General features: G+C 67.1%; 18 protein-coding genes. 16 read left to right on the top strand and 2 right to left on the bottom strand.

Going from position 1 to position 20,304, the window contains the following annotated elements; all coding sequences use genetic code 11:
* Nucleotides 1–11 precede the first annotated feature (11 nt).
* From J2S59_RS04700 to J2S59_RS04690, 3 genes are read left to right on the top strand one after another with little or no spacing between them, the layout of a single operon-like run.
* On the top strand, nucleotides 12–1,001 hold the full coding sequence (locus tag J2S59_RS04700; protein ID WP_220138540.1) for an ABC transporter substrate-binding protein: 990 nt from the start codon (nucleotides 12–14) through the stop codon (nucleotides 999–1,001).
* Between the two features lie 52 nt (nucleotides 1,002–1,053).
* Nucleotides 1,054–2,349, top strand: coding sequence for a cytochrome P450 (locus J2S59_RS04695; protein WP_306824865.1), 1,296 nt, complete (start codon nucleotides 1,054–1,056; stop codon nucleotides 2,347–2,349).
* Nucleotides 2,318–2,698 carry a non-heme iron oxygenase ferredoxin subunit gene (locus tag J2S59_RS04690; RefSeq protein WP_181642440.1) on the top strand — a complete coding sequence of 127 codons (381 nt, stop codon included), beginning with the start codon at nucleotides 2,318–2,320 and terminating at the stop codon, nucleotides 2,696–2,698. Before J2S59_RS04695 ends, J2S59_RS04690 begins: the two co-directional genes overlap by 32 nt.
* Nucleotides 2,699–2,719: 21 nt before the next feature.
* Here the strand turns inward: J2S59_RS04690 and J2S59_RS04685 are convergent, their stop codons facing one another.
* Complete coding sequence (locus J2S59_RS04685; RefSeq protein WP_306824864.1) at nucleotides 2,720–3,106, bottom strand: acyl-CoA thioesterase; 387 nt, start codon at nucleotides 3,104–3,106, stop codon at nucleotides 2,720–2,722.
* A 193-nt stretch (nucleotides 3,107–3,299) separates the two neighbouring features.
* Here J2S59_RS04685 and J2S59_RS04680 point away from each other — a divergent pair, with 193 nt between their 5' ends.
* From J2S59_RS04680 to J2S59_RS04625, 12 genes are all read left to right on the top strand, one after another.
* The gene (locus J2S59_RS04680; RefSeq protein ID WP_068123415.1) at nucleotides 3,300–4,457 is read left to right on the top strand and encodes an MFS transporter; all 1,158 of its coding nucleotides are present in this window, start codon (nucleotides 3,300–3,302) and stop codon (nucleotides 4,455–4,457) included.
* A gap of 75 nt (nucleotides 4,458–4,532) precedes the next feature.
* Nucleotides 4,533–5,396, top strand: coding sequence for a PaaX family transcriptional regulator (locus tag J2S59_RS04675; protein WP_246360526.1), 864 nt, complete (start codon nucleotides 4,533–4,535; stop codon nucleotides 5,394–5,396).
* Between the two features lie 87 nt (nucleotides 5,397–5,483).
* Nucleotides 5,484–5,948 carry a MaoC/PaaZ C-terminal domain-containing protein gene (locus tag J2S59_RS04670; RefSeq protein ID WP_306824863.1) on the top strand — a complete coding sequence of 155 codons (465 nt, stop codon included), beginning with the start codon at nucleotides 5,484–5,486 and terminating at the stop codon, nucleotides 5,946–5,948.
* Nucleotides 5,915–6,694, top strand: a complete 780-nt coding sequence (gene fabG / locus J2S59_RS04665; RefSeq protein WP_306824862.1) for a 3-oxoacyl-ACP reductase FabG — start codon at nucleotides 5,915–5,917, stop codon at nucleotides 6,692–6,694. The genes J2S59_RS04670 and fabG overlap by 34 nt, the downstream gene beginning before the upstream one ends.
* A gap of 17 nt (nucleotides 6,695–6,711) precedes the next feature.
* Nucleotides 6,712–7,488: an alpha/beta fold hydrolase gene (locus J2S59_RS04660; protein WP_306824861.1), complete on the top strand. Its 777-nt coding sequence runs from the start codon at nucleotides 6,712–6,714 to the stop codon at nucleotides 7,486–7,488.
* The gene (locus tag J2S59_RS04655) at nucleotides 7,485–8,672 is read left to right on the top strand and encodes a thiolase family protein (protein WP_306824860.1); all 1,188 of its coding nucleotides are present in this window, start codon (nucleotides 7,485–7,487) and stop codon (nucleotides 8,670–8,672) included. The genes J2S59_RS04660 and J2S59_RS04655 overlap by 4 nt, the downstream gene beginning before the upstream one ends.
* Nucleotides 8,665–10,269: a bifunctional 3-(3-hydroxy-phenyl)propionate/3-hydroxycinnamic acid hydroxylase gene (locus J2S59_RS04650; RefSeq protein WP_306824859.1), complete on the top strand. Its 1,605-nt coding sequence runs from the start codon at nucleotides 8,665–8,667 to the stop codon at nucleotides 10,267–10,269. The genes J2S59_RS04655 and J2S59_RS04650 overlap by 8 nt, the downstream gene beginning before the upstream one ends.
* Nucleotides 10,266–11,996, top strand: coding sequence for an acetate--CoA ligase (locus J2S59_RS04645; protein ID WP_306824858.1), 1,731 nt, complete (start codon nucleotides 10,266–10,268; stop codon nucleotides 11,994–11,996). Before J2S59_RS04650 ends, J2S59_RS04645 begins: the two co-directional genes overlap by 4 nt.
* Nucleotides 11,993–12,814, top strand: a complete 822-nt coding sequence (locus J2S59_RS04640; protein WP_068122596.1) for an enoyl-CoA hydratase/isomerase family protein — start codon at nucleotides 11,993–11,995, stop codon at nucleotides 12,812–12,814. Before J2S59_RS04645 ends, J2S59_RS04640 begins: the two co-directional genes overlap by 4 nt.
* Complete coding sequence (locus tag J2S59_RS04635) at nucleotides 12,814–13,989, top strand: acetyl-CoA C-acyltransferase (RefSeq protein ID WP_438361603.1); 1,176 nt, start codon at nucleotides 12,814–12,816, stop codon at nucleotides 13,987–13,989. The genes J2S59_RS04640 and J2S59_RS04635 overlap by 1 nt, the downstream gene beginning before the upstream one ends.
* 96 nt (nucleotides 13,990–14,085) lie before the next feature.
* Nucleotides 14,086–15,273: an MFS transporter gene (locus J2S59_RS04630; protein WP_181642247.1), complete on the top strand. Its 1,188-nt coding sequence runs from the start codon at nucleotides 14,086–14,088 to the stop codon at nucleotides 15,271–15,273.
* A gap of 234 nt (nucleotides 15,274–15,507) precedes the next feature.
* A complete protein-coding gene (locus tag J2S59_RS04625) occupies nucleotides 15,508–17,079 on the top strand; it encodes an IS1634 family transposase (protein ID WP_306824857.1) in 1,572 nt (523 codons plus the stop codon).
* Between the two features lie 140 nt (nucleotides 17,080–17,219).
* Here J2S59_RS04625 and J2S59_RS04620 read toward each other — a convergent pair whose 3' ends face one another.
* A complete protein-coding gene (locus J2S59_RS04620) occupies nucleotides 17,220–18,551 on the bottom strand; it encodes an MFS transporter (RefSeq protein WP_068124426.1) in 1,332 nt (443 codons plus the stop codon).
* Between the two features lie 196 nt (nucleotides 18,552–18,747).
* Between J2S59_RS04620 and J2S59_RS04615 the strand changes: the two genes are divergently transcribed.
* Nucleotides 18,748–20,184 (top strand): HNH endonuclease signature motif containing protein, encoded by a 1,437-nt coding sequence (locus tag J2S59_RS04615; RefSeq protein ID WP_306824856.1) that lies wholly within the window; start codon nucleotides 18,748–18,750, stop codon nucleotides 20,182–20,184.
* Nucleotides 20,185–20,304: the final 120 nt, after the last annotated feature.

Here is a 20,304-nt window from a genome sequence, read left to right as displayed (position 1 = left end):
AGATGCTTCGTATGGGTCTGCCCATCGATCTGGCCTGCTGGAACTATGACCGTACTCGCGCGCTCGTCGACGGTCGCGTCGCTGTCGAGGGGGTGGATCTGAACTACATCGCTATGGAGATGCCGGAGAGCTTCCACCGAATGTTGCGGCACGCCGAGTTCCACGTGTCCGAGATGAGTTTCGCGTGGTACCTAGGTTCCGTCTTCGCCGAGCGCCGTCACATGGTGGCCATTCCGGTGTTTCCCTCGCGCATGTTCCGCCACTCGGGAATCTACGTGAATTCCAAGAGCGGCATAACTGATCCGGCCGATCTCGTGGGGAAGCGCATCGGTGTCCCGGAGTACCAGCAGACTGCGGGCGTGTGGATCCGTGGCATGCTGGCAGATGACTACGGGGTCCCGATCGACTCGGTGAGCTACCACCAGGGCGGGTTAACGGAGCCTGGTCGAGTCGAAAGCGCACTGAGGCGTCCTGAAGGCATCGAGCTAACGCCTATCGGGCCGCAGGACACGCTCTCGGACATGCTGGAACGCGGGGAGATCGACGCCCTCTACACCGCTCATGCGCCCGTCGGCTTCGAAGCCGGCTCGTCGCACGTCGAGCGGCTGTTTCCCGACTACCGGCGCGAGGAGCAGGCGTACTACCAGCGGACCGGAATCTTCCCGATCATGCACACCGTGGTGATCCGGATGGATGTACTCGAGGCACACCCGTGGTTGGCAAGGTCTCTTATGAAGGCTTTTGAGGAAGCTAAGGCGTACGCGTTGGCCGACCTGTTCGAGCCAGCGGCAGCCAAGTGCAGCCTGCCATGGCTGGTCGCGGAGGCGGAGGCGACTGAAGACGCGTTCGGGACCCGGGACTTCTGGCCGTACGGCGTGGAGCAGAACCGCCATGTGATCGAGACATTCGTTCGTTATACGCACGAGCAGGGGCTGGTCCCTGAGCGGCCCTCGGTCGAGGATCTGTTCCCGCGGTCGACCATGGACATCGCCCGCATCTGATTTTTCCAGCATCGCTGTCGTGAACGCAGAATACATCGAGGAGAGGCCCACCATGGATAACCAGAAGACGTGCCCTTACAGCGGCGCCGCCGTGTCTGACCCGGGGGAGATCCCGTCGTTGACCGGCTACCGGGAGGTCGAGGAGGTCTTCCGGTCGCCGAAGATGGCGCCGTTCCTCCACGACGGCACCGAGGAGTTCCGAGGGGGGACCGTTCGTCAGATCGACGGACCCGTGCATCGCACCAGGCGGCGGATGATGGGCCGTCTCCTGCGCGGCGAGGGCGACGTGCGTTTTCGCCGGGAGGTGTTGATGCCGACGATCGAGCGCAATCTCCAGCGGGTGCTGGAAGCGCCGACCGATGACCTGCCGTCCACCGACATGGTGCTGTTCACGCGAGTGGCCTTTTTCCAGCTGGTGTCGGCTCTGATAGGGCTCGACGGGGTGGACACCACCGAGGACGCCGAGGAACTGCGCCAGTTCGCTGAGCCGATCCAGGTGGCTATGCGCTCCTGGTACATGGGGGGTGACCGGACAGCGGTGATGGCCCGCGGCATCGAGGTCCGCGAGCAGTTCCGTGAGAAGTACTTCGAGCCTGCCCTTGAGCGGCGAGTGGCGCTGGTTCAGTCCGCGACGACGCCGGAGGACGAGGCGGCACTGCCAAACGACTTCCTCACCTTGGTCGCACGTGGCCTCGACCCGGACTGGACGGCCGACCAAGCGCTCGCGCTGAGGGAGGCCGTGACGGACTTCATCAACGCCGGCACCTTCTCCAGCTCCTTCACCCTGGTGCATGCGCTCGACGAGTGCCTCACCTGGGCTGAGGAGCACCCGGACGAGCGCGAACGCCTCCTCGACGAACAGTTCCTCGCTAAAGCGGTGGCCGAGGCGCTGCGGTTGCACCCGATCGTCCCGCTCTTCTACCGCACTGCGGTCGAGCCCGTGACCCTGGCCTCGGGTCGTGAGTTCCGGGCCGGTGAGCACGTGTGCATGGAGATCGGCCCGGCCAACCGCGATCCCGAGGTGTTCGGACCCGACGCCGACTCCTTCGTCCCGGGCCGGGAGGTCCCAACTGGCGTCTACCCCTACGGTGTCGCCTTCGGGATTGGCCGGCACATGTGCTTCGGCCAGCCCGTGATCCTCGGAAGCGATGGAGTCACTGGCAGCCACGTGCAGATCCTCAAGGCGATGTTCTCGGCCGGCGTCCGCCGCGATCCCGCCAACCCGCCGCGCATGAACGACCAGTTCGGACGCATGGACGCGCTCTGGGACGTTTACCCAGTCCAGTTTGGATCCGGCAGCACCAGGGGAGGCTCAGATGACGATGCACCGCCTGCCGTCGGCCTCTGACCTCGCCCCCGGCCAGCTACGCCGGGTGGAGGTTGCCGGACGGGCGATCTGCCTGGCACGGACCCAGGACGGCGGGCTCTTCGCTATCGACGACACCTGCACCCACGAGGAGGAGACACTCAGCGAAGGGGAGTTGATGGGCTGCGAACTGGAGTGCCCCTTTCACTTCGCCCGCTTTGACCTCAGAACCGGCGAGGCCGTGGCGTTACCCGCCACGGAGCCGGTTCGGACATACCGGGTCGAGGTCGATGGTGATGATGTCCTGATCGAAGAGCCCCCCTTGCAGAGCACAGAGGGAGCATCCGGCACCGAGGGAGTATCCGAGGAGACGAAGAGCGGTTCCCGGTGAGCAGGCAAGTGCCGCCCAGCTTCAGGTCCGGGCGCCCGCCCCAGTGCTGTGTGACGCCGCCCGGATCCAGTCCGGGACCGGCTCGGACATCGCGCCGGAACCGTCCTGGACGGCCCAAACGTGGGTGACCTCGCCGGTGGCCACCGGCCGCCCCGCATGCTCAAAGTCGTGGCGCACGACGTAGCTAGAACGACCGTGGCGCACGACGCGGCTGTCGACGTCAACGACGTCCCCCAGGCCCACCGGCGAGAGGTAGCTGCACTGCGCATCCACGACCGGCGTCCCTCGACCGCCCGCGAGGATCGCGCGCAACGGGTGTCCCAGGTCGTCGAGGAGCCGCGAGTACGCCATGTCCATCCACCGGAAGTAACTGGCGAAGTGGATCTGGACAATGTCCACATCGATCATAGCGACCTCGAAGCACGTCCTCGTCACGTGGCTGCTTGCCATACTGACCTCCGCAATTGCGGCCACGGCAGACAGGTGGCCGGTGGATGAGCATGTGGTTGGAGCCGAATGTACTACAGGCGACTCGACTGGTGAGTCTAGGGTGAGTAATCCAACGGCCCCGGTGGGCTCGACCCGCAAGCGTGAGCTTCGCATGCTGCTTCTTGTCGGGCTCGTGGCGATCAACTTGCGTAGTGTCATCGCAGCGCCCGCCCCTCTTCTTACCCAAATGCGCGGCGACCTCGGGCTCTCTGAAGCGTCGATGGGTGCGCTCGTCTCGTTGCCCGTGCTCTGTTTCGCGCTCGCGGCGCCGCTCGCGGGTGTGTTGGTCAGGTACGTCGGAGCGCAGCGGGCCCTGTTGGCCGGGCTCGTCGTGGTCGTCGTGGCGACGGCCGCCCGCCCGATGGGCTCGGTAGCACTCCTGATCGCGGGAACGCTGCTCGTGGGTGTCGGGGTGACCGTGGGAAACGTCGTCATGCCTGCTCTGGTCAAGCGCGACCTGCCGCACCGCGCTCCGGCCGGGACCTCCATCTTCACCGCTGGGATGTGCATCGGCGCAGCTGCGGCTGCCGGACTGACACCGCTGCTGGCGCAGACGACGGGCTGGAGGCTGGCGCTGGCGTCGTGGGCATTACCGGCCGCGGTGGCCGCGGCGGCCTGGGTGCTGGTGCTGGGGGCGCCATCGGACACGGAGCTGCGGGCGTCCCTGCCGCCGCCCGGCCCGCATCGCCGACTGGCCGCGCACCCGCTCGCCTGGGCGGTGGCGATCTTCCTGGGCGCGCAGTCGTGGTCGTACTTCTCTTTGACGACGTGGTTACCGACGTATCTCACCCAGGAGGCAGCAACTAGCGTGACCACGAGTGGTCTAGCGTTGTCATTGTACCAAGTGCTCGGCATCGCGGGGAGCATCGCGGTGGCGCCTCTCGTTCGCCGCTGGGGCAGCCAAGTACCGCTGACGGTCGGAGTGTCCTTGTGCTGGGGGGCGACCACGCTCGGTTTGGTTGCCGTCCCTGCGATGTGGCCGCTATGGACGGTTCTCGGTGGGGTGACCCATGGTGCCGGAATCACCGTGGCGATGATCTTGGTCGTCCTGCGGGCCGAGTCGGCGCGATCCGTGGAGTCGCTGTCGAGCATGGCCCAGTTGATCGGCTACGGAGTCGGGGCGATCGGACCGTTTGCCGTGGGGGCTGTCCTCGGGCTAACCGGTTCGTGGACGTGGTCTTTGTCACTAGTGATCGCGGCTTCCGTCGTGATGCTGTTGGCCGGGTTTGTCGCCGGACGTTCCGTGACGGTAGAAAGTGCGCGTCGCTGAAGCACTCGAGATCGTTCCAGCAAATCCTGGGGCACGTTGCTCGGTGCTTGCCGGTATAGGTAAGGAAGCGTGACCATGATCGCCGAGGCGAATCCCGTGCACGACCGGGCCAAGTTGCTCAAGCCCCAGGAGCTCATTGTGACGCTCGTGGGCGAGTACGTCGAGCCGGGGGCTGCCGTGTGGTCGGGTGGGCTCGTCCGGATCATGGAGGACCTGGGGTTCTCCACTGCAGGGGCCCGGGTTGCTCTCAATCGGGTGGTCACGCGCGGGCTGTTTCACACCGCCAAGCGGGGCCGGTACGTCTTCTACTCCGCCACCCCGCGCCTGAGCGCCCTGCTTGCCGAGGGGCACCGGCAGACGTTCTGGTTCCGTTATCCCGCCCAGGCTTGGGAGGGGCAGTGGACGATGGTCTGGTACGCCATTCCCGAGGAGCAGTTGCTGGCCCGGCGACGGCTCAGCCGACGGCTCAGCTTCCTGGGGTTCGCTGCGCTGCACGATGGCACCTGGGTGGTGCCGTACGACCGGTCTGACGAGACGGGGGTGGTCGTCGACGAGCTCGATGTCAGCGGCTATGTCGTGGTCTTCGTTGGTGCCGCCCCGAAGTGGCTGCCCACGTCGGCGGTGCTGGCACACGCGTGGAACCTCGACGAGGTAGCCCGCCATTACACCGCGGTGGTGGAGGAGTTCGGCCGCTACGCCACGTCAGACGGGCGGAACGGTCTGCCCCCGAGGGAGGCTTTCCGGATCCGCACCTTGCTCATCGAGGCCATGCGGCAGGTGGCGCCCCTCGATCCGAAGATCCCCGACTCAGAACTCGACCGGGAGTGGGACCGCAGCCGGGCCATCGACATCTTCGAGGAGGTCAACGCCAGCCTTCGTCCGGCGGCACAAGCGTACTTCGCCAGTCTGGTGGATCCGCATAACCGGAGCCGACCGTGAGCTAACGATAGCGGTCGGACACGGTCGTTTCGGTTCCCGGTCACCCAACAGTTGACTCATGAATGGAGTCGTATGTAATCTGTGGGGGTGCCTCTCTACTACGACGATCTCGAGCCGGGACAGGTCTTCACGTTGCCGGCCAGGACGGTCACCGAGACAGATCTGGTGAACTTCGCGATGCTGTCTGGGGACTGGAACCCGATTCACACCGATCAGGAGTTCACCAAGGGGACCATTTACGGGCGCCCAGTCGTGTACGGCCTCTTCGGCGTCGTGATGATGACGGGCTTGCTCGACAGAAGCGGGCTGTTCTCCGGGTCGGCGATGGCGATGCTCGACATCACCGACTGGCGGTTCGAGAAACCGGTGTTTGTGGGGGACACGTTGCATGCGACGGTGGAGATCGCTGGCAAGAGGTTGACCAGCGGGGGAGACCGCGGGATCGTCGACCGGCTCTTCCGGATCATCAACCAGCGCGGCGAGGTGGTACAGACCGGCCACATCGGGCTCCTGATCCGATGCGGACCTCAGTCGGCGGAGAACGTGTCATGAGCCTGCTGGCCGGCAAGGTCGCGCTCGTGACCGGCGCCGCGCAAGGGATCGGTCGGGCCACCGCCGAGTGCCTCGCCGAGTCGGGCGCTATGGTGCTGGTTGCCGACATCGACGGCGAGGCGGCGCAGGCCGCTGCCGACGCCATCAACGTCGCGCACGCCGCAGACACAGCCCTAGGACTGGCCGTGGATGTCCGGTCCCCGGTCGATGCCGAAGCCGCTGTGGGTGCCGCCGTCGAGCAGTGGGGGAGCCTGGACGTCGTCGTCAACAACGCCGGCATCACCCGCGACGCCACCTTGCGCCACATGACCCTGGAGGCGTGGCAGGCTGTGTTCGAGGTCAACCTTCACGGGATGATGTTGGTCACCCAGGCGGCCGCCGCGGTCATGCGCGAGCAGGGCAGCGGCTCGATTGTCAATATCTCGTCCATTTCCGGCAAGGTCGGCCTCGTCGGACAGACCAACTACTCGGCGGCCAAGGCCGGTGTCGTGGGGTTCACCAAGGCCGCCGCCAAGGAACTCGCGCACCGTGGCGTTCGCGTCAATTCAGTCCAGCCCGGCCTCGTCGACACACCAATGACGTCGGGGCTGCGCGACGACATTCTTCAGCAGAAGCTCGCCGAGGTCCCCCTCGGTCGCGCCGCTGACCCCCGCGAGGTCGCAACCGTCGTGCTGTTCCTCGCCAGCGATCTGTCCAGCTATATGACCGGTGCCGTACTCGAGGTCACCGGTGGGAGGTTCATGTGAGAGTCCCCAGTTCCGACATGACTCGTGCGGAGACCGCGCGGGGCATCTCCTATGTCCGCCGGGGTTGTGGTCGACCGGTGTTGCTCCTGCACGGGTGGTGCCTCGACGGTTCGCTGTGGGCCTACGAGGAGGAGCTGCTCGTCAACGACCACGAGGTTGTGATCCCCGATCTGCCGGGCTTCGGTCGGTCAGATGCGGTGGCCGAGCCTTACGACATGGCCACCCATGTCGACGCGGTTGCCGAGCTGCTGGAAGAACTGGACCTGACTGACGTGCTGATTGTGGGCTTCGCCTTCGGCGCAGCCGTGGGCCTGAGTCTCGCGGCCCGGGACGACTCTCGCATCGCGGGCATCGTGGCGGTCGGTGTCCCGAGCTCCACCGTGTTCCCGGCCGAGCGGATGGCAAAGTCCATACGACGCGACTGGCCGGACTTCGCTCGCCGGTCGGCGGCCGTGCTCTGTCGGCAGCCGCAGAGCGAGGCGACGTTGGCCTGGATTGAACGGACGTTCGGCCAGACGCCTCTGCGGTCGGCACTGCAGGGCGTCAGCGTGCTGGGAGAGTTCGCCCCCGAGCCGGTGTGTTCTGCAGTCGACGTGCCGGTCCTGTTCGCGCACGGCGAGGATGACGATGTCATCCCTGTAGACGTCGCCCGTGCCTGCGCCGAGGCAGCCCCACGAGGTGAGCTCGAAGTGCTCCCTGACTGTGGACATCTCGTCGTCCTGGACCAACGAGGCCCGCTGCACGAGGCAGTGCTGCGCTTCGAGCGGAACCTCAACACGGCGGGTGCCCGATGAACGCGAGCGTGGCCGTTGTCGGCCTGGGCATGACCCGCTTCGGGCGGTTCCCTGACCGCTCCCTAAAGGACCTCGGGGGCGAGGCGGTGCGCGCGGCACTGGCCGACGCGCACCTGGAGACTGAGGACATTGAGATGGCGTTCGTCGCCAACGCTATGGCCTCGATCATCACCGGTCAGGTCAGTGCCGTGGGCCAGACCGTGCTGCGGGCGAACGGGTTCTCTGGGATCCCTGTCTACAACATCGACAACGCCTGCGCAGGTTCGTCCAGCGCTCTCAACCTTGCGGTGCACGCCGTTCGCGCAGGTGCCGCGAAGACGGTGCTCGTGCTGGGCGTGGAGAAGCTGGTCGGCAGCAGCCGGGAGGCGACATACATGGCGCTGAACGGTGCTGCGGACATCGATTTCGTGGCCGGCGCCGGCATCGACGCCTCACGCGAGAGTGTGTTCGTATCGGCCGTCTATCCTCCGCGGCTACGAGCGTACGCCGACGCCCACGGGCTGTCGGGCGACGTGCTCGCCGCAATCGCGGTCAAGAACCGCAGACACGCTGGCCTCAACCCGATGGCCCAGTACACCGACCCGGTGACCGTCGAGGACGTGCTGACCTCCAAGGTCATCGCCGATCCGATCACCGCGTTCATGTGCGCTCCGATCAGCGACGGTGCCTCTGCCGTGGTCGTCACCTCGGCAGCTTCAGTGCGCCCGGAGCACAAGCCGGTCTGGATCCGCGGTTCCGTGGTGGGCATGGCCAGCGCGGAAGGACCGGGTGCGGCGATCCGCGAGGTGGCTACGCGGGCATATACGGAGGCGGGGATTACACCGGGACAGGTCGATGTCGCCGAGGTTCATGACTCCGTCTCGTTCAACGAGCTCCTTGCCTATGAAGAGCTGGGGTTCTGCGAGCGGGGAACCGGTGATCGATTGGTCGCCGAGGAGGTCACGTCGCTCGGGGGCCGACTGCCGGTCAACACCAGCGGTGGCCTCGAGTCGCGAGGGCATCCCGTCGCCGCCACCGGCCTCGCGCAGGTGATCGAGCTGGGGCACCAGATCCGTGGCGAGGCAGGCGATCGACAGGTCCCAGATGTACGCATCGGCCTGGCGGAGAGTGCCGGCGGTTTCGCGGGCGGCGATACGGCCGCCGTCGCGGTGACCGTGCTCGGAAGCGACCCGAGCGATGACTGAACGCCCCCTTCTGGAGGAGACCGACATGGAACCAGAACAAAGTCCGGTCCTCGGACGGGGTCCTTCCGATCCAGGCCGTCTCTTCGACGTGGCCATCGTGGGGATGGGCCCGGTGGGCGCGATACTCGCCGGCCTACTGGGCCGCCGCGGGATCGACGTGATCGTGCTGGAGCGCGACCTGGAGGTCTTTCCGCTTCCCCGCGCGGCACACATCGATCACACCGGCCTGCGGGCGGTCCAGGAACTTGGATGCCTGGCAGAGTTGCTCCCCTCCACGATCCCCAACCCCGGGATCGAGTTCCTCGCCGCCGACGGTGACGTGTTGATGCGGCTCCCCGGCGACCAGCCGACATGGTCCGGAGTGCCGACGAGCGTGTACTTCCACCAACCCGGCTTCGACCGTGCGCTGCGAGCGGCCGTCACGGCGCTGCCCAACGTGGACGTCCACCTCGAGGCTGAGGTCGTGGACGTCGCGCAGCAGCTCGACTGGGTCACCCTCCGGGCAGCCAAGCGAGGGAACGGGTCCCCTGTCGAGGTCAACGCCCGCTACGTCGTCGGCTGCGACGGCGCCACCAGTCCCGTCCGCGAGATGCTCGACCTGGCACTCGAGGACCTGGGATTTCACGAGCAGTGGCTCGTCGTGGACCTCTTGCTGGGCGAGGACCACGCAGGCCTGCCTCCGCAGGCTGTGTACGTGTGTGACCCCGCGCGCCCGCACGTGATCATCCCGATGCCGGGTCGGCGGCACCGGATCGAGTTTATGCTCCTTCCCGGTGAGGAAGCGGCTACGATGCAGCGCCCCGAGCGTGTGGACGAGGTGCTGCGCAAGCTCATCGGTGACCAGCCGGTCACCGTCGAACGTGCGGCGGTGTACACCTTCCACGGCCTCATCGCGGAGAAGTGGCGTTCTGGCCGGATCCTGCTCGCTGGGGACGCGGCGCACCAGATGCCGCCTTTTCTCGGGCAGGGCATGTGCTCGGGGTTCCGGGATGCCACCAACCTGGCATGGAAGCTACACCGAGTCCTCGAGGGCGCTCCCGAGGCGCTCCTCGACACCTATCAGACGGAGCGCAGCCCCCACGTACGAGAGGTCGTGAAGCGCGCCATCGACTACGGTGCCATCGTAGGCACGATCGACCCGCAGGCGGCGCAGGAGCGTGACGCCGCGATTCGATCAGATCACCGGTCACTGCTGTTCGGACTGCCCCCGCTGCTGCCGGGGCCACTGGTGCTGGAGGGCGGGGGCGGCCTGTTCGGTCAGCCTCCCGTTGCCGGCGTGCCCCTCGACGACGCGGTGGGCCAGCGGTTCCTCGTACTCGCCCGGGACGACACGGCACTCGGCTCCACCGGCGCCTGGTGGAAGGAGGTCGTCGGCGCATGGGTCACGACGGTTGCAGACCTCCCGGACCCGGACCCCTCCCTGGTTGAATGGCTCGATGCCCAGGGAGCCGACGTGGCCATACTCCGGCCCGACCGCTACGTCCTCGGGGCGGCCCCGGGATCTCTCGACCAGTTCACCGCCCAGGTCCGCGATCTACTCGGAGAAGATACGGAGCCAGACCAGGTGGCGACCACGAGCTCAAGGATGTCGCGATGAAAGACACCTACCCCGACTCCACCATCCCGGCACACTGCCTGGTCCCACCCGGCGAACAGCCGGAGTACACCCACTCGGACGACCCGCGCGTGGACGATTGGTCCAGCACCGGATGGGCACTGAGCGATGCGCAGGTCGAGGCCGGTCATGGCGACGCGGTTGCATTGGTCCACGCCGAGTCCGGACGCTCCTACAGCTATCGCGAGGTGGCCGACCTGAGCACCCGGCTCGCGGAGGGTCTTGTTCACCGCGGCGTGCAGACCGGCGACCGCATCGCCTTCCGGGGCCCGAACGTGCCCGAGCTCATCATCGGCATGCTGGCCGCCTGGAAGGCCGGAGCGGTCGTCGTTCCGACGCCTGTGCAGTCGCGTCCAGACGAGCTGCGCTTCTTCGTCGAGGACACCGGCGCACGCCTGCTGGTAGTGGTCGGTGGTTCCGAGATCATCGCCGGCGCCGCCGAGGCCGTCGCGGGGACCGATGTTGAGGAGGTCCTCGTGTTTCGGGAGACCCCTGTTGAAGACCCTTCCCACCGCGACCTGCGGTCGCTGCGCCAGGAGCCGGACGCGGAGGCGGTGTCCCTGCCCCGGACCCCGAGCGACGGCGTCGCCGTCATCTGGCACACCGGAGGCACAACCGGTCAACCGAAGGGCTGTTACCACACTCACCGGCGGTTCCTGCTGGGCGGCTACGCTCTCGCGGAGGTCACCGGCGCCGGTCCCGGCCAGCGGTGGGCTGCTGCAGCACCAGCCGGCCACGCGCTCGGCTTCATCTACCACACCAACTTCACACTGCTGCACGGCGCAACCGCCGTGCTCATCGAAGAATTCCGAGACCCACGGCGAATCGTGGAGGCCATCAACGACTACGAGATCAACGTCTTCACCGCGATCACCGCCACGTGGGTCCGGATGGCAGACGTGCTCGACGAGAGGTCCATGGAGCTGCCCTCGTTGCACCGGGCATACGCGATGTGGCAGTCGGCGTCGGCAACGGACGTACGCCGCCGCTGGCTTGAACGTGGCCTTGAGCTGATCAACAACTACGGCAGCACCGCCTTCGCGACCTGGCCACTGACCCCACGACACGGTGAAGTCTTCCCGCCGGGTTCCCTCGGCCGCGCACTCCCCGGCTACGAGGTCAGAGTCGTGCGTCAGACCGAGGGCCGTGTCGAACCCATCGAGTCCGGGCCGGGGCAGATGGCGGTCCGGGGTCTCACCGGCCTGACCTACTGGAACCGCCCGGAGCTGCAACGCCGCGACGTCATCGACGGGTGGTCTCTGTGTGACGACCTGATCGAGTTCGACGACACCGGCAACGCGACATACCTGGGTCGCACCGACTACCTGATCAGCACCGCGGGCTACAAGGTCGCCCCGACGGAGGTAGAACTGACACTCGGAGACCATCCGGCCGTCCGTGAGGTCGCCGTCGTGGGTGCGCCAGACCCGCTACGGCAGGAGATCGTGGTGGCGTTCGTCTCGGTACAGGACGGGGCGACGGCCGACGACGCCCTCGCCTCCGAGCTGCAGTCCTTCGTCCGGGACCGGCTCTCGCCGTACAAGTACCCGCGACAGATCCACTTCGTGCCCGAGTTGCCCCGTGACGCCGTTGGCAAGATCCGAGGCAAGGTCCTCAAGACCTGGGCCTCCGGCGCGGGCGACGCGGCGCCGATGCCGACCATGGAGGGCCCCACCTCCACCCCCGATCACCTGGAAGGAACTCGTTGAACACCGACACCACGCCGCTGGAGGTTCACCGTGAACACGGATACGAGCGTTGGACGCTGACGAACGCGCCGGTCAACGCACTGTCCCCGGACCTACTGACCGCCCTCGATGCCCAGCTCAGTACCACCCAAGCCGACGACTCCGTGGCGGCCGTCGTTTTGACCAGCGGGTTGTCGGTGTTCTCGGCCGGTGCCGACGCCACCTGGATGGCCCAACAGGCGCAACAACTAGGCATCGATGGGCTCATCGAGGAATTCGTCCGCACCATGGACCGATTCCGAGCACTGTGCGAACGGATGCGGCGTAGTCCGGTGCTGTTCATTGCTGCCCTCAACGGACATACCCTGGCTGGTGGCCTGGAACTGGCCGTGGCCTGCGATCTCCGGTACGCCGCCGACAACGACAGGATCAAGATCGGGGTGCCGGAGATGGATCTCTTCGGCGCCATGCCCAGCGGCGGCGGCGGCGTACAGTTCCTCACTCGGCTGCTTAAGCCGAGCCAGGCGCTGCACTTCGTGCTGGACGCGAAGCCGGTTTCTCCTCAAGAGGCGTACGCGATCGGGCTGGTAGACCGTATGGCGAATCCTGATGAGCTGCTTGCGGACGCCGAGTCGTTCGCAGCGGCGGTGGCCGCCAAGGCGGGCCGAACGGGTGTGTCGGCGGCCAAGCGCGCAATACTGACCGGCGCTGAGCTGCCGATATACGAAGCACTCGAGTTCGACCGTGCGCTGCACTGGGACGCGCTGCGCAGGGGGAACTTCGCTCGCGGGGTCCAGTCGTTCGTCGACCAGTTCGCCTCGCGCGGAAGTGGTCGCTGATGCCCGCCCTGCGCGAACCCGTGGTGGTGGACGTCTTGCGGACCCCGGTGGGGCGTGCGCATAAGGGCGCGTTGAAGGATATGCGTCCCGACGATCTCGGTGCCGGAGTCCTGCGCGACCTGCTCGACCGGCACCCAGAGGTGAATGACGCCGACGTCGCGGACGTCATCACAGGTTGCGGCTTTCCCTGGGGTGAGCAGGGTTACAACGTCGGCCGGAACATTGCGCTCTTGGCTGGCCTGCCCCACAGTGTGCCGGGACAGACAGTGACGAGGCTGTGTGGCTCGTCGCTGCAGGCACTTCGGTCGGCGGGCCATGCCGTCGCCGTGGGCGAGAGTGAGGTGGTCGCGGTCGTGGGGGTTGAGTCTGTTTCCCGGGTGGGACACGGTCATCACCTCGCTCAGCGGCACCCGCTGCTCGATCCCGACGCCGACGGTGAGACGATCGGTGCGGTCTTCACGCCGATGGGGGTCACGGCCGAGAACGTTGCTGATGACCATCGTGTCAGCCGCGAGGAGATGGACCGTTTCGCCCAGCGCTCCCAGGAGCGCGCGGTTGCGGCGCAGGCCGGAGGTTTCACTGGTCGCGAAATTGCACCAGTAACGACTCCTGACGGACAGGTGGTGGGAGCGGACGAGGGCCCGCGACCCAACTCGAGCCTCGACTCCTTGGCCCAGTTGCAGCCGATCTTCCGCGAGGGCGGCCGGGTAACCGCCGGCAACTCATGCCCGCTGAATGACGGTGCAGCGGCCGCGCTGGTCATGGAAGCTGGGCGGGCCCGCGAACTGGGCTTAGCGCCCCGCGCCCGAATCCTCGGCTCGGCAGTTTCTGCCGTCGACCCATCCCGCATGGGTATCGGTCCCATCGAGGCGATCCGTCGGCTGCTGCGAGATGCTGGGCTGACCATGAGTGACATCGATGTATTCGAGATCAACGAGGCCTTTGCCGCACAAGTCATCCCTGTCTGTCGGGAGGTTGGGATTGACCCGTTCGACGACCGCGTTAATCCCTTCGGTGGTGCTATCGCCCTCGGCCACCCGTTCGGAATGACCGGGCTGCGGATCCTGTCGACGATGCTGAACGCGTTGGAGTCCCGCGACGGCACCCTGGCTATCGAGTCCATGTGTGTCGGCGGTGGCCAGGGTCAGGCGATGCTCATCGAACGAATCGGGTAAAGGCCGTACACCCGCTGAGGCATGCGGGTTAACCGCAGAGCCGCGGTATTGCGAAGCGGAAATGCGCGCATCCGCAGGTAGCGATTGGGGAATGTGATGGCCAGCGCCTCCGGTGCAACCTCCAGTCGTGATGCGATCGCGAACGTGGCTGCGGCGGTGTTGTTCTGCTTCAGCCTGGCTGTAACGAGTCTCGCCGTACCCCTGCTTGCAGTCGGTGTCGGGTACGGGCTCGGCGAGGTGGGCCTCCTGCTCGCAATCTCGGCGATCTCCCAGATGGTGGTGCGGCTGTTCATCGGCAGGCTGATGCGCAAGATTGCCGAGAGGATTCTCATCATCGCCGGCGCGGCCATGCTGTCGGCTTCCTGCGCAGTACTGGCGTTGTCTGCCGACTGGTACGTCTTCCTCGCCTCTCAACTTCTGCAGGGTGCTGCGCGGGCCTTGTTCTGGACCGGCGCTCACACTCACGCTGCCCGTACGGCGAGCTCGCCGGTGCGGGTCCTAGCGGCGATCACGCTTGCTTCTGGAATCAGCTACATAGCGGGCCCGTTACTGGCTGGCCTGTTGATGCGCTGGTCCGTGGAGGTGGCCCTCTTAGTCGCCGCGGCTACGGCCGCATTCACGACGGTTCCTGGCTTCTTCCTGACTCGCCTTGCGCCCTTCCCGCCGAAGGTTGAGGAAGGGTCTGGTCAGTACATTTGGCGCCGACCCGGCGTTCGAGACGCGTGCTGGATGGCGGGCAGCGCCGGCGCCTGGCGAGGAATCATCAGTTCGTACGTTCCAGTGGTTCTCGATCAGGCACGGCAGTCCTCCACAACGATTGGCGTGCTTGTCTCGATCGCCAACGCGGCCTTTGTCGGCGGCGGTGCTCTGGCGGCCTGGGTAACGAATCCGACGAGACGTTCGCTACTCATCTCCGCGATCCTCGGTGCCGGCACCGGAATCGCCCTTGTCTATCCCGCCGCGGGCAGCGTCGTGCTCTGTGCCGCAGCCCTCGCCATGTCCGGTCTCGCAGCTGGCTGGCTGGAAACGCTCTGGCCCGCACTGGCAAATCAATCCGTACAGACCAGTGCCGCCGGCGACGCCATCGCCTCGGCCGGTACGTTCCGCGCAGCCGCAATGTTCGCCGCCCCTCTGGGGACCGCTGCCTTGCTCACCGTCCTGCCCCTCGGAGCCTCCCTCGTCACAATCGGCATGCTCATGGCAATTCCGAGCTCGACGGTCGGCAGCGCTACCAGACCGATTTCCCAGTCTAGGACCGAAGGTGACATCCAAGGCGATCGGTAACCCCACAAATTAGCCTGATGGGGAATTGAATCGCCTGTAAGTGTTCGTGGTGGCGGGGCCTGGGGCTGGCTGGCAGGGTTAGCGCCGGTCACTCGGCGTCTGCTGTGACTCCTGAATCGTCTGACCTGACTCGTGCCACCTGATCGCTGATCGCTGGTCTCGTCTGTGTTTGTGCAGGTCAGGCGGTTGCGGACGGCGTGATTGACACACCCCGGGGCTCGATAGCCTCCGCTGGTGGTGTTCGTGCGGAAGGCGCAGGGGCGCTCGGGCAGCACGAAGGTCCAGCTTGCTGAACGCCGCGACGGACGCGACGTGGTCCTCGAGCACGTCGGCACGGCACGCACCGACGCCGAGCTGGCGGCGCTCCTGGCCCAAGCACGCCGACGTCTACACGAGGGTCAGGAGGCTCTCGACCTCGACGGTGTCGGGCTCGAAGATGAGGGCGTGCCGCAACGCCCTGGCCTGATCACCAGCAAGCGCTCCGCGCTGCTGTGGCAGGTCCTGACCGAGGCATACTCCAGGCTCGGGTTCGACGTCATCGATGACGACGCGTTCGCCCAGCTCGTGCTGGCGCGGATCGTCGAGCCGACCTCGAAGGCCGACTCGGTGCGCGTGTTGAACGAGATCGGCGTCGCGCCAGCGTCGTTGCGCACGATGTTCCGTGCGCTGCAACGCGCCCAGCAACTTGATTACCGGGGCCAGATCGCAGACGCCTGCTTCACCCACGCCCTGGCCAGTGGGGACGTGTCGCTGGTGCTCTACGACGTCACCACGCTCTACTTCGAAGCCGAGAACGAGGACGAGCTCCGCAAGGTCGGCTACTCCAAGGAACGCCGCGTCGACCCCCAGATCGTCGTCGGGCTGTTGGTGGATCGACGCGGGTTCCCCCTCGAGATCGGCTGCTTCGAGGGCAACAAAGCCGAGACCACCACGATCATCCCGATCGTCAAACAGTTCGCGCAGCGCCACGGCATCGCGGACATGGTCGTGGTCGCCGACGCCGGGATGTTGTCTGCGGGCAACCTGCGCGAGCTCGATCAGGCGGGCCTGCGGTTCATCGTCGGGTCCCGGGTGACCAAGGCCCCCAAGGATCTGGAGTCGCACTTCCGTTGGCACGGCAACGCTTTCACCGACGCCCAGGTCATCGACACCATCACCCCGCGCGATCAGCGCGGCACCGCGGTGAGGACCAGCGACCCGCATCGACGCGCCGAACCCGTGTGGGATCCGAAGGTGCATGCCAAGTCGTGGCGAGCGGTGTGGGCGTACTCGGCCAAGCGAGCAGCGCGGGACAACAAGACGCTGACGTTGCAGGAGAGCAAGGCCCGTGCCGTCGTCGCCGGCGAGAAGGCCGCCCGGACCCCGCGGTTCGTCAAGACCCGCAACGGCGCCACCGAGCTCGACGAGACCTCACTGGCCAGAGCACGTGACCTCGTCGGGCTCAAGGGCTACGTCACCAACATCGAGGCCACCCTCATGCCAGCGAGCGAGGTGACCGCGAACTACCACGACCTGTGGCACGTCGAGCAGTCCTTCCGGATGTCCAAGACCGACCTCGCAGCACGACCGATGTTCCACCACACCCGCGACGCGATCGAGGCCCACCTCACCATCGTGTTCGCAGCCCTCGCGATCGCACGCGACCTGCAGAACCTCACCGGACTGAGCATCAAGAAGATCGTCCAGACCCTGCGACCGATCCAGCAGATCAGCGTGCAGATCGCCGGCCACGAACACATCGCCGCCGACCCGATCACCCCGGCCGCCGAGACGATCCTCGACGCGCTCGGCATCGACGCTCAGTGACACACCCCGGTGGCACGAGTCAGGCGGATCAGAAGGTTTGGGGTTCGAATCCCTACAGGCGCGCAGGACCCACCGGAAGCCGCAGATCGATCACGATCTACGGCTTTCGCCGTTCCAGGGGCTCATGCGGGCCCCGCGGCTCAGCGCCGGGAGACCTCCGGCAGCCGGGCCCCGGCGAACACCCCGGCGAGTCCCATCGCGGCCAGGAAGACCAGTGCCCAGGAGACGCCGGCGACCGCCAGCAGCGAGCTGATCGCGCCCACCACGAGCAGCACCAATCCCATGACGGAGTTCGCCACGGCGACGTACGTCGTGCGCCGGTCGCCCTCGGCCATGTCGACGACGTAGGTCTTGCGGCCGACGCGGACCCCGGTGTGCATGAGCGTGAGCGTGAAGTAGACAGCGACGAAGAACAGGTTGCCCCACCACCGCGCGCCGTCGAAGCCCGGAAGCGCGACCACAGCGACCGTGGTCAGCGCGACGGCTGCCGCGATCCCGGCGCCGACGCTCATGAGCCTCCGGCTGGAGCGGTCGGCCGCGCGGCCGAACGCCCGGCCACCAAGGAGCTGCGCGAGACCGGCGGCGACCACGAACCCACCGAGTCCGGCGAGGCTGTCGGTGCCCGACTGCAGTGACAGCGTCACCACGAACGGCGGGCTCAGCGCCGACACGAGCAGCAGGCTGCGCACCGTGACGAAGTGGCGGAACGTCTTGTCGTCGTGCAGCAGGTGGCGGGCCTGGGCGAACCATCCGTCGGTGGGACCGGTCTCCTCCGCGGCAGCGCGCGGGCGAGGCTCGCCGTCGGGTTCCCGCACCGTCGCGTAGACCGCGGCAACGAGGACCCACAGCACGGCGCCGGCCGCGAGCAACCAGGCGAGCTGACCTGCGGTGAGGTCGTCCCCACCGAGGAGCCGGATCGCCACGCCCAGCGTCACGGCAACCAGACCGGCAGCGGTCGTCGCCAGCCCGGTGATCTGCCCGCGCTCGCCCTTCGGCACCGTCCGGCCATGCACGTCCTTCGACGCGATCGAGCACAGGCACCGGCCGAGGGCGAACACCGCGAGGGCGGCGACGATGACCACTCCGGCGGTGAGGCCGGCACCGAGCGCGGCCGTCGCCGCCATGACCGCGACGCCCGCTGCCTGCACCAGGGCGCCCGTCACGAAGACCCACTTGCGTCGGCGTACCCGCAGGACGAGCGGCGTCAGCAACGCCTGCGGCAGCATCGAGCCCGACTCGCGGATGGGCACGAGGACGCCGGTGAGCGCCGCGGGCACGCCGAGGACGGCGAACAACCAGGGCAGCACGGTCGAGGCGTTGACGCTCTGGTCACCCGAAGACTGCAGGGCGTTGGCGCCCACCAGGCGCAGGCCGTTGCCCGGCACTCGGCGGCGTACGTCGGGTGGGAGCTCGGCCTCCGCCTCGTGGTCGCGCTGCACCAGGACGGAGTAGAGCCGTGCGGTCGTGCTCACGGCGACGACGCTAGCGCCGGCCACGTGGTCTCGATACACCGCTCACTCCGTTCGCGGCACTCGACCAACCCGGTGGTCGAGTGCCGGTCGAGGCGCTAGCCGACCAACCCGGTGGTCGAGTGCCGGACGAGGCGCTAGCCGAGACCGGTGTATCGAGGCCAGGGTGACTGTCGGTGCCGCCTGTTTCACTAAGACCATGCTCGATCGAGGCGACCTGGAGAACTTCGGCAAGGCCGAAGCCTGGGAAACGCTGCGCTCGAACCGCGCCACGCGCGACCGCCTCGACGTCGACGACCTGCTCATCGCCAACCACTTGGCCGGCCTCTACGAAGGCAACCAGATCGTCGCTGATCACGCCGCGTTCAAGCACGAGCCGGAGCGGATGGTGGCCCTGGCGGGTGAGGGCGCACCGATCGTCAGCGAGTACGCCGCCAGCGAGCTCTCCGGTCACCTGCGGATGCCCCTGCAGTCCGCCCGCCAGCTGCTGGGGGACGCGATCGAGATCGCCCACCGCCTCCCGCGCCTGTGGCAGCACATGGTCGAGGGGAAGACCGAGGCCTGGCGGGTCCGGGCGGTCGCCAAGGAGACCCGCAGGCTGAGTTCTGAGGCGGCGTCGTGGGTGGATGTGCAGCTCGTGCATGTCGCGCAGAAGCGCAAGCCCAACAACGCCGCCCCGCAGCTGGTCGACGAGGCGATCAAGCGTTTCGACACCGAGCTGTTCGCCAAGCGCGAGCAGCGCCGCCAGGACGGCCGCGGCGTGTGGCTCGACCCCGACACCTGCCAAGGCCTGTTGCGTGGGGTGCACATGAACCTCGACGCACCCGACGCCGAACTGCTCGACCAGACCCTCGACACCATCGCCGCAGGGCTGAAAGCTGCCGGCGACACCGACGACCACCAAGCACGCCGCGCCAAAGCCGTCGGGACGCTACTCGACCCGCAGCTCGCGATGGACTTCCTCAACGGCACCCTCCCCGACACCAACCCAACAACCACCAAGGCGTCGGGGACGCCGAGCCGGGTCGCGAACGTCTACGTCCACTGCTCACTGGCGGACCTCGCAGTCATGACCAGCGCCGGCGTCGACCACGGCGCGAGCATCGAGAAGCTCGGCCCCATCACCCTGACCCGGCTCAGCGAATGGTTGACCCGTCCGGGTGGTGTCGGGTCAGGACGGATCAACGTCCGGCCGGTGATCGACACCAACACCGACCAAGCGATCGACCAACACGACCCACCGCAGTGGATGCGCGAAGCGATGATCCTGCGCGACGAGGTCTGCGTGTTCCCCGGCTGCACCACCACCGCCCGGGCCTGCGATGCGGACCACATCGATCCCTACGTCCCCCTCGATGAGGGCGGCCCACCCGGCCAGACCCATCTGGGAAATCTGGCTCCGCTCTGCCGTTCACATCACCGGCTCAAGACCCACATGGGCTGGACCTACCAACGCCGAACCGACGGCACCTATGAGTGGTTCGACCGGTGGGGACGACCCGTCAGGGACAGCCACGACCTCGTCCAATCCGATACTCGTGATCTCGACCTCGCGACGCACTCGATCGTCGAGTTCTACCTCCGCGACTTCCTGATCGAGTACGCCGGCCCCGGCGGCACCGACCCGCCCACCTAACGACCCCGCCCTGACGCCCGCGCGGTCCGAATGCGAGAGGACCCCGCGCGGGCGTACCGGCATGCCCGGGTGCGCCCGCGCGGGGGGTTGGACCCTGCGCGACCGGGTACGGACGCCTAC

The organism is Nocardioides massiliensis (assembly GCF_030811215.1).
Lineage (GTDB): Bacteria > Actinomycetota > Actinomycetes > Propionibacteriales > Nocardioidaceae > Nocardioides_A > Nocardioides_A massiliensis.
This window is presented reverse-complemented; position numbering and strand designations above follow the sequence as displayed.

What these genes read in the sequence shown, in the direction of transcription:
- J2S59_RS04700 (WP_220138540.1), top strand. Translation starts at nt 12, where the DNA reads ATGGGTCTGCCCATCGATCTGGCCTGCTGGAACTATGACCGTACTCGC.
- J2S59_RS04695 (WP_306824865.1), top strand. Translation starts at nt 1,054, where the DNA reads ATGGATAACCAGAAGACGTGCCCTTACAGCGGCGCCGCCGTGTCTGAC.
- J2S59_RS04690 (WP_181642440.1), top strand. Translation starts at nt 2,318, where the DNA reads ATGACGATGCACCGCCTGCCGTCGGCCTCTGACCTCGCCCCCGGCCAG.
- J2S59_RS04685 (WP_306824864.1), bottom strand. Translation starts at nt 3,106, where the DNA reads ATGATCGATGTGGACATTGTCCAGATCCACTTCGCCAGTTACTTCCGG.
- J2S59_RS04680 (WP_068123415.1), top strand. Translation starts at nt 3,300, where the DNA reads ATGCTGCTTCTTGTCGGGCTCGTGGCGATCAACTTGCGTAGTGTCATC.
- J2S59_RS04675 (WP_246360526.1), top strand. Translation starts at nt 4,533, where the DNA reads ATGATCGCCGAGGCGAATCCCGTGCACGACCGGGCCAAGTTGCTCAAG.
- fabG (WP_306824862.1), top strand. Translation starts at nt 5,915, where the DNA reads ATGCGGACCTCAGTCGGCGGAGAACGTGTCATGAGCCTGCTGGCCGGC.
- J2S59_RS04660 (WP_306824861.1), top strand. Translation starts at nt 6,712, where the DNA reads ATGACTCGTGCGGAGACCGCGCGGGGCATCTCCTATGTCCGCCGGGGT.
- J2S59_RS04655 (WP_306824860.1), top strand. Translation starts at nt 7,485, where the DNA reads ATGAACGCGAGCGTGGCCGTTGTCGGCCTGGGCATGACCCGCTTCGGG.
- J2S59_RS04650 (WP_306824859.1), top strand. Translation starts at nt 8,665, where the DNA reads ATGACTGAACGCCCCCTTCTGGAGGAGACCGACATGGAACCAGAACAA.
- J2S59_RS04645 (WP_306824858.1), top strand. Translation starts at nt 10,266, where the DNA reads ATGAAAGACACCTACCCCGACTCCACCATCCCGGCACACTGCCTGGTC.
- J2S59_RS04635 (WP_438361603.1), top strand. Translation starts at nt 12,814, where the DNA reads ATGCCCGCCCTGCGCGAACCCGTGGTGGTGGACGTCTTGCGGACCCCG.
- J2S59_RS04630 (WP_181642247.1), top strand. Translation starts at nt 14,086, where the DNA reads ATGGCCAGCGCCTCCGGTGCAACCTCCAGTCGTGATGCGATCGCGAAC.
- J2S59_RS04615 (WP_306824856.1), top strand. Translation starts at nt 18,748, where the DNA reads ATGCTCGATCGAGGCGACCTGGAGAACTTCGGCAAGGCCGAAGCCTGG.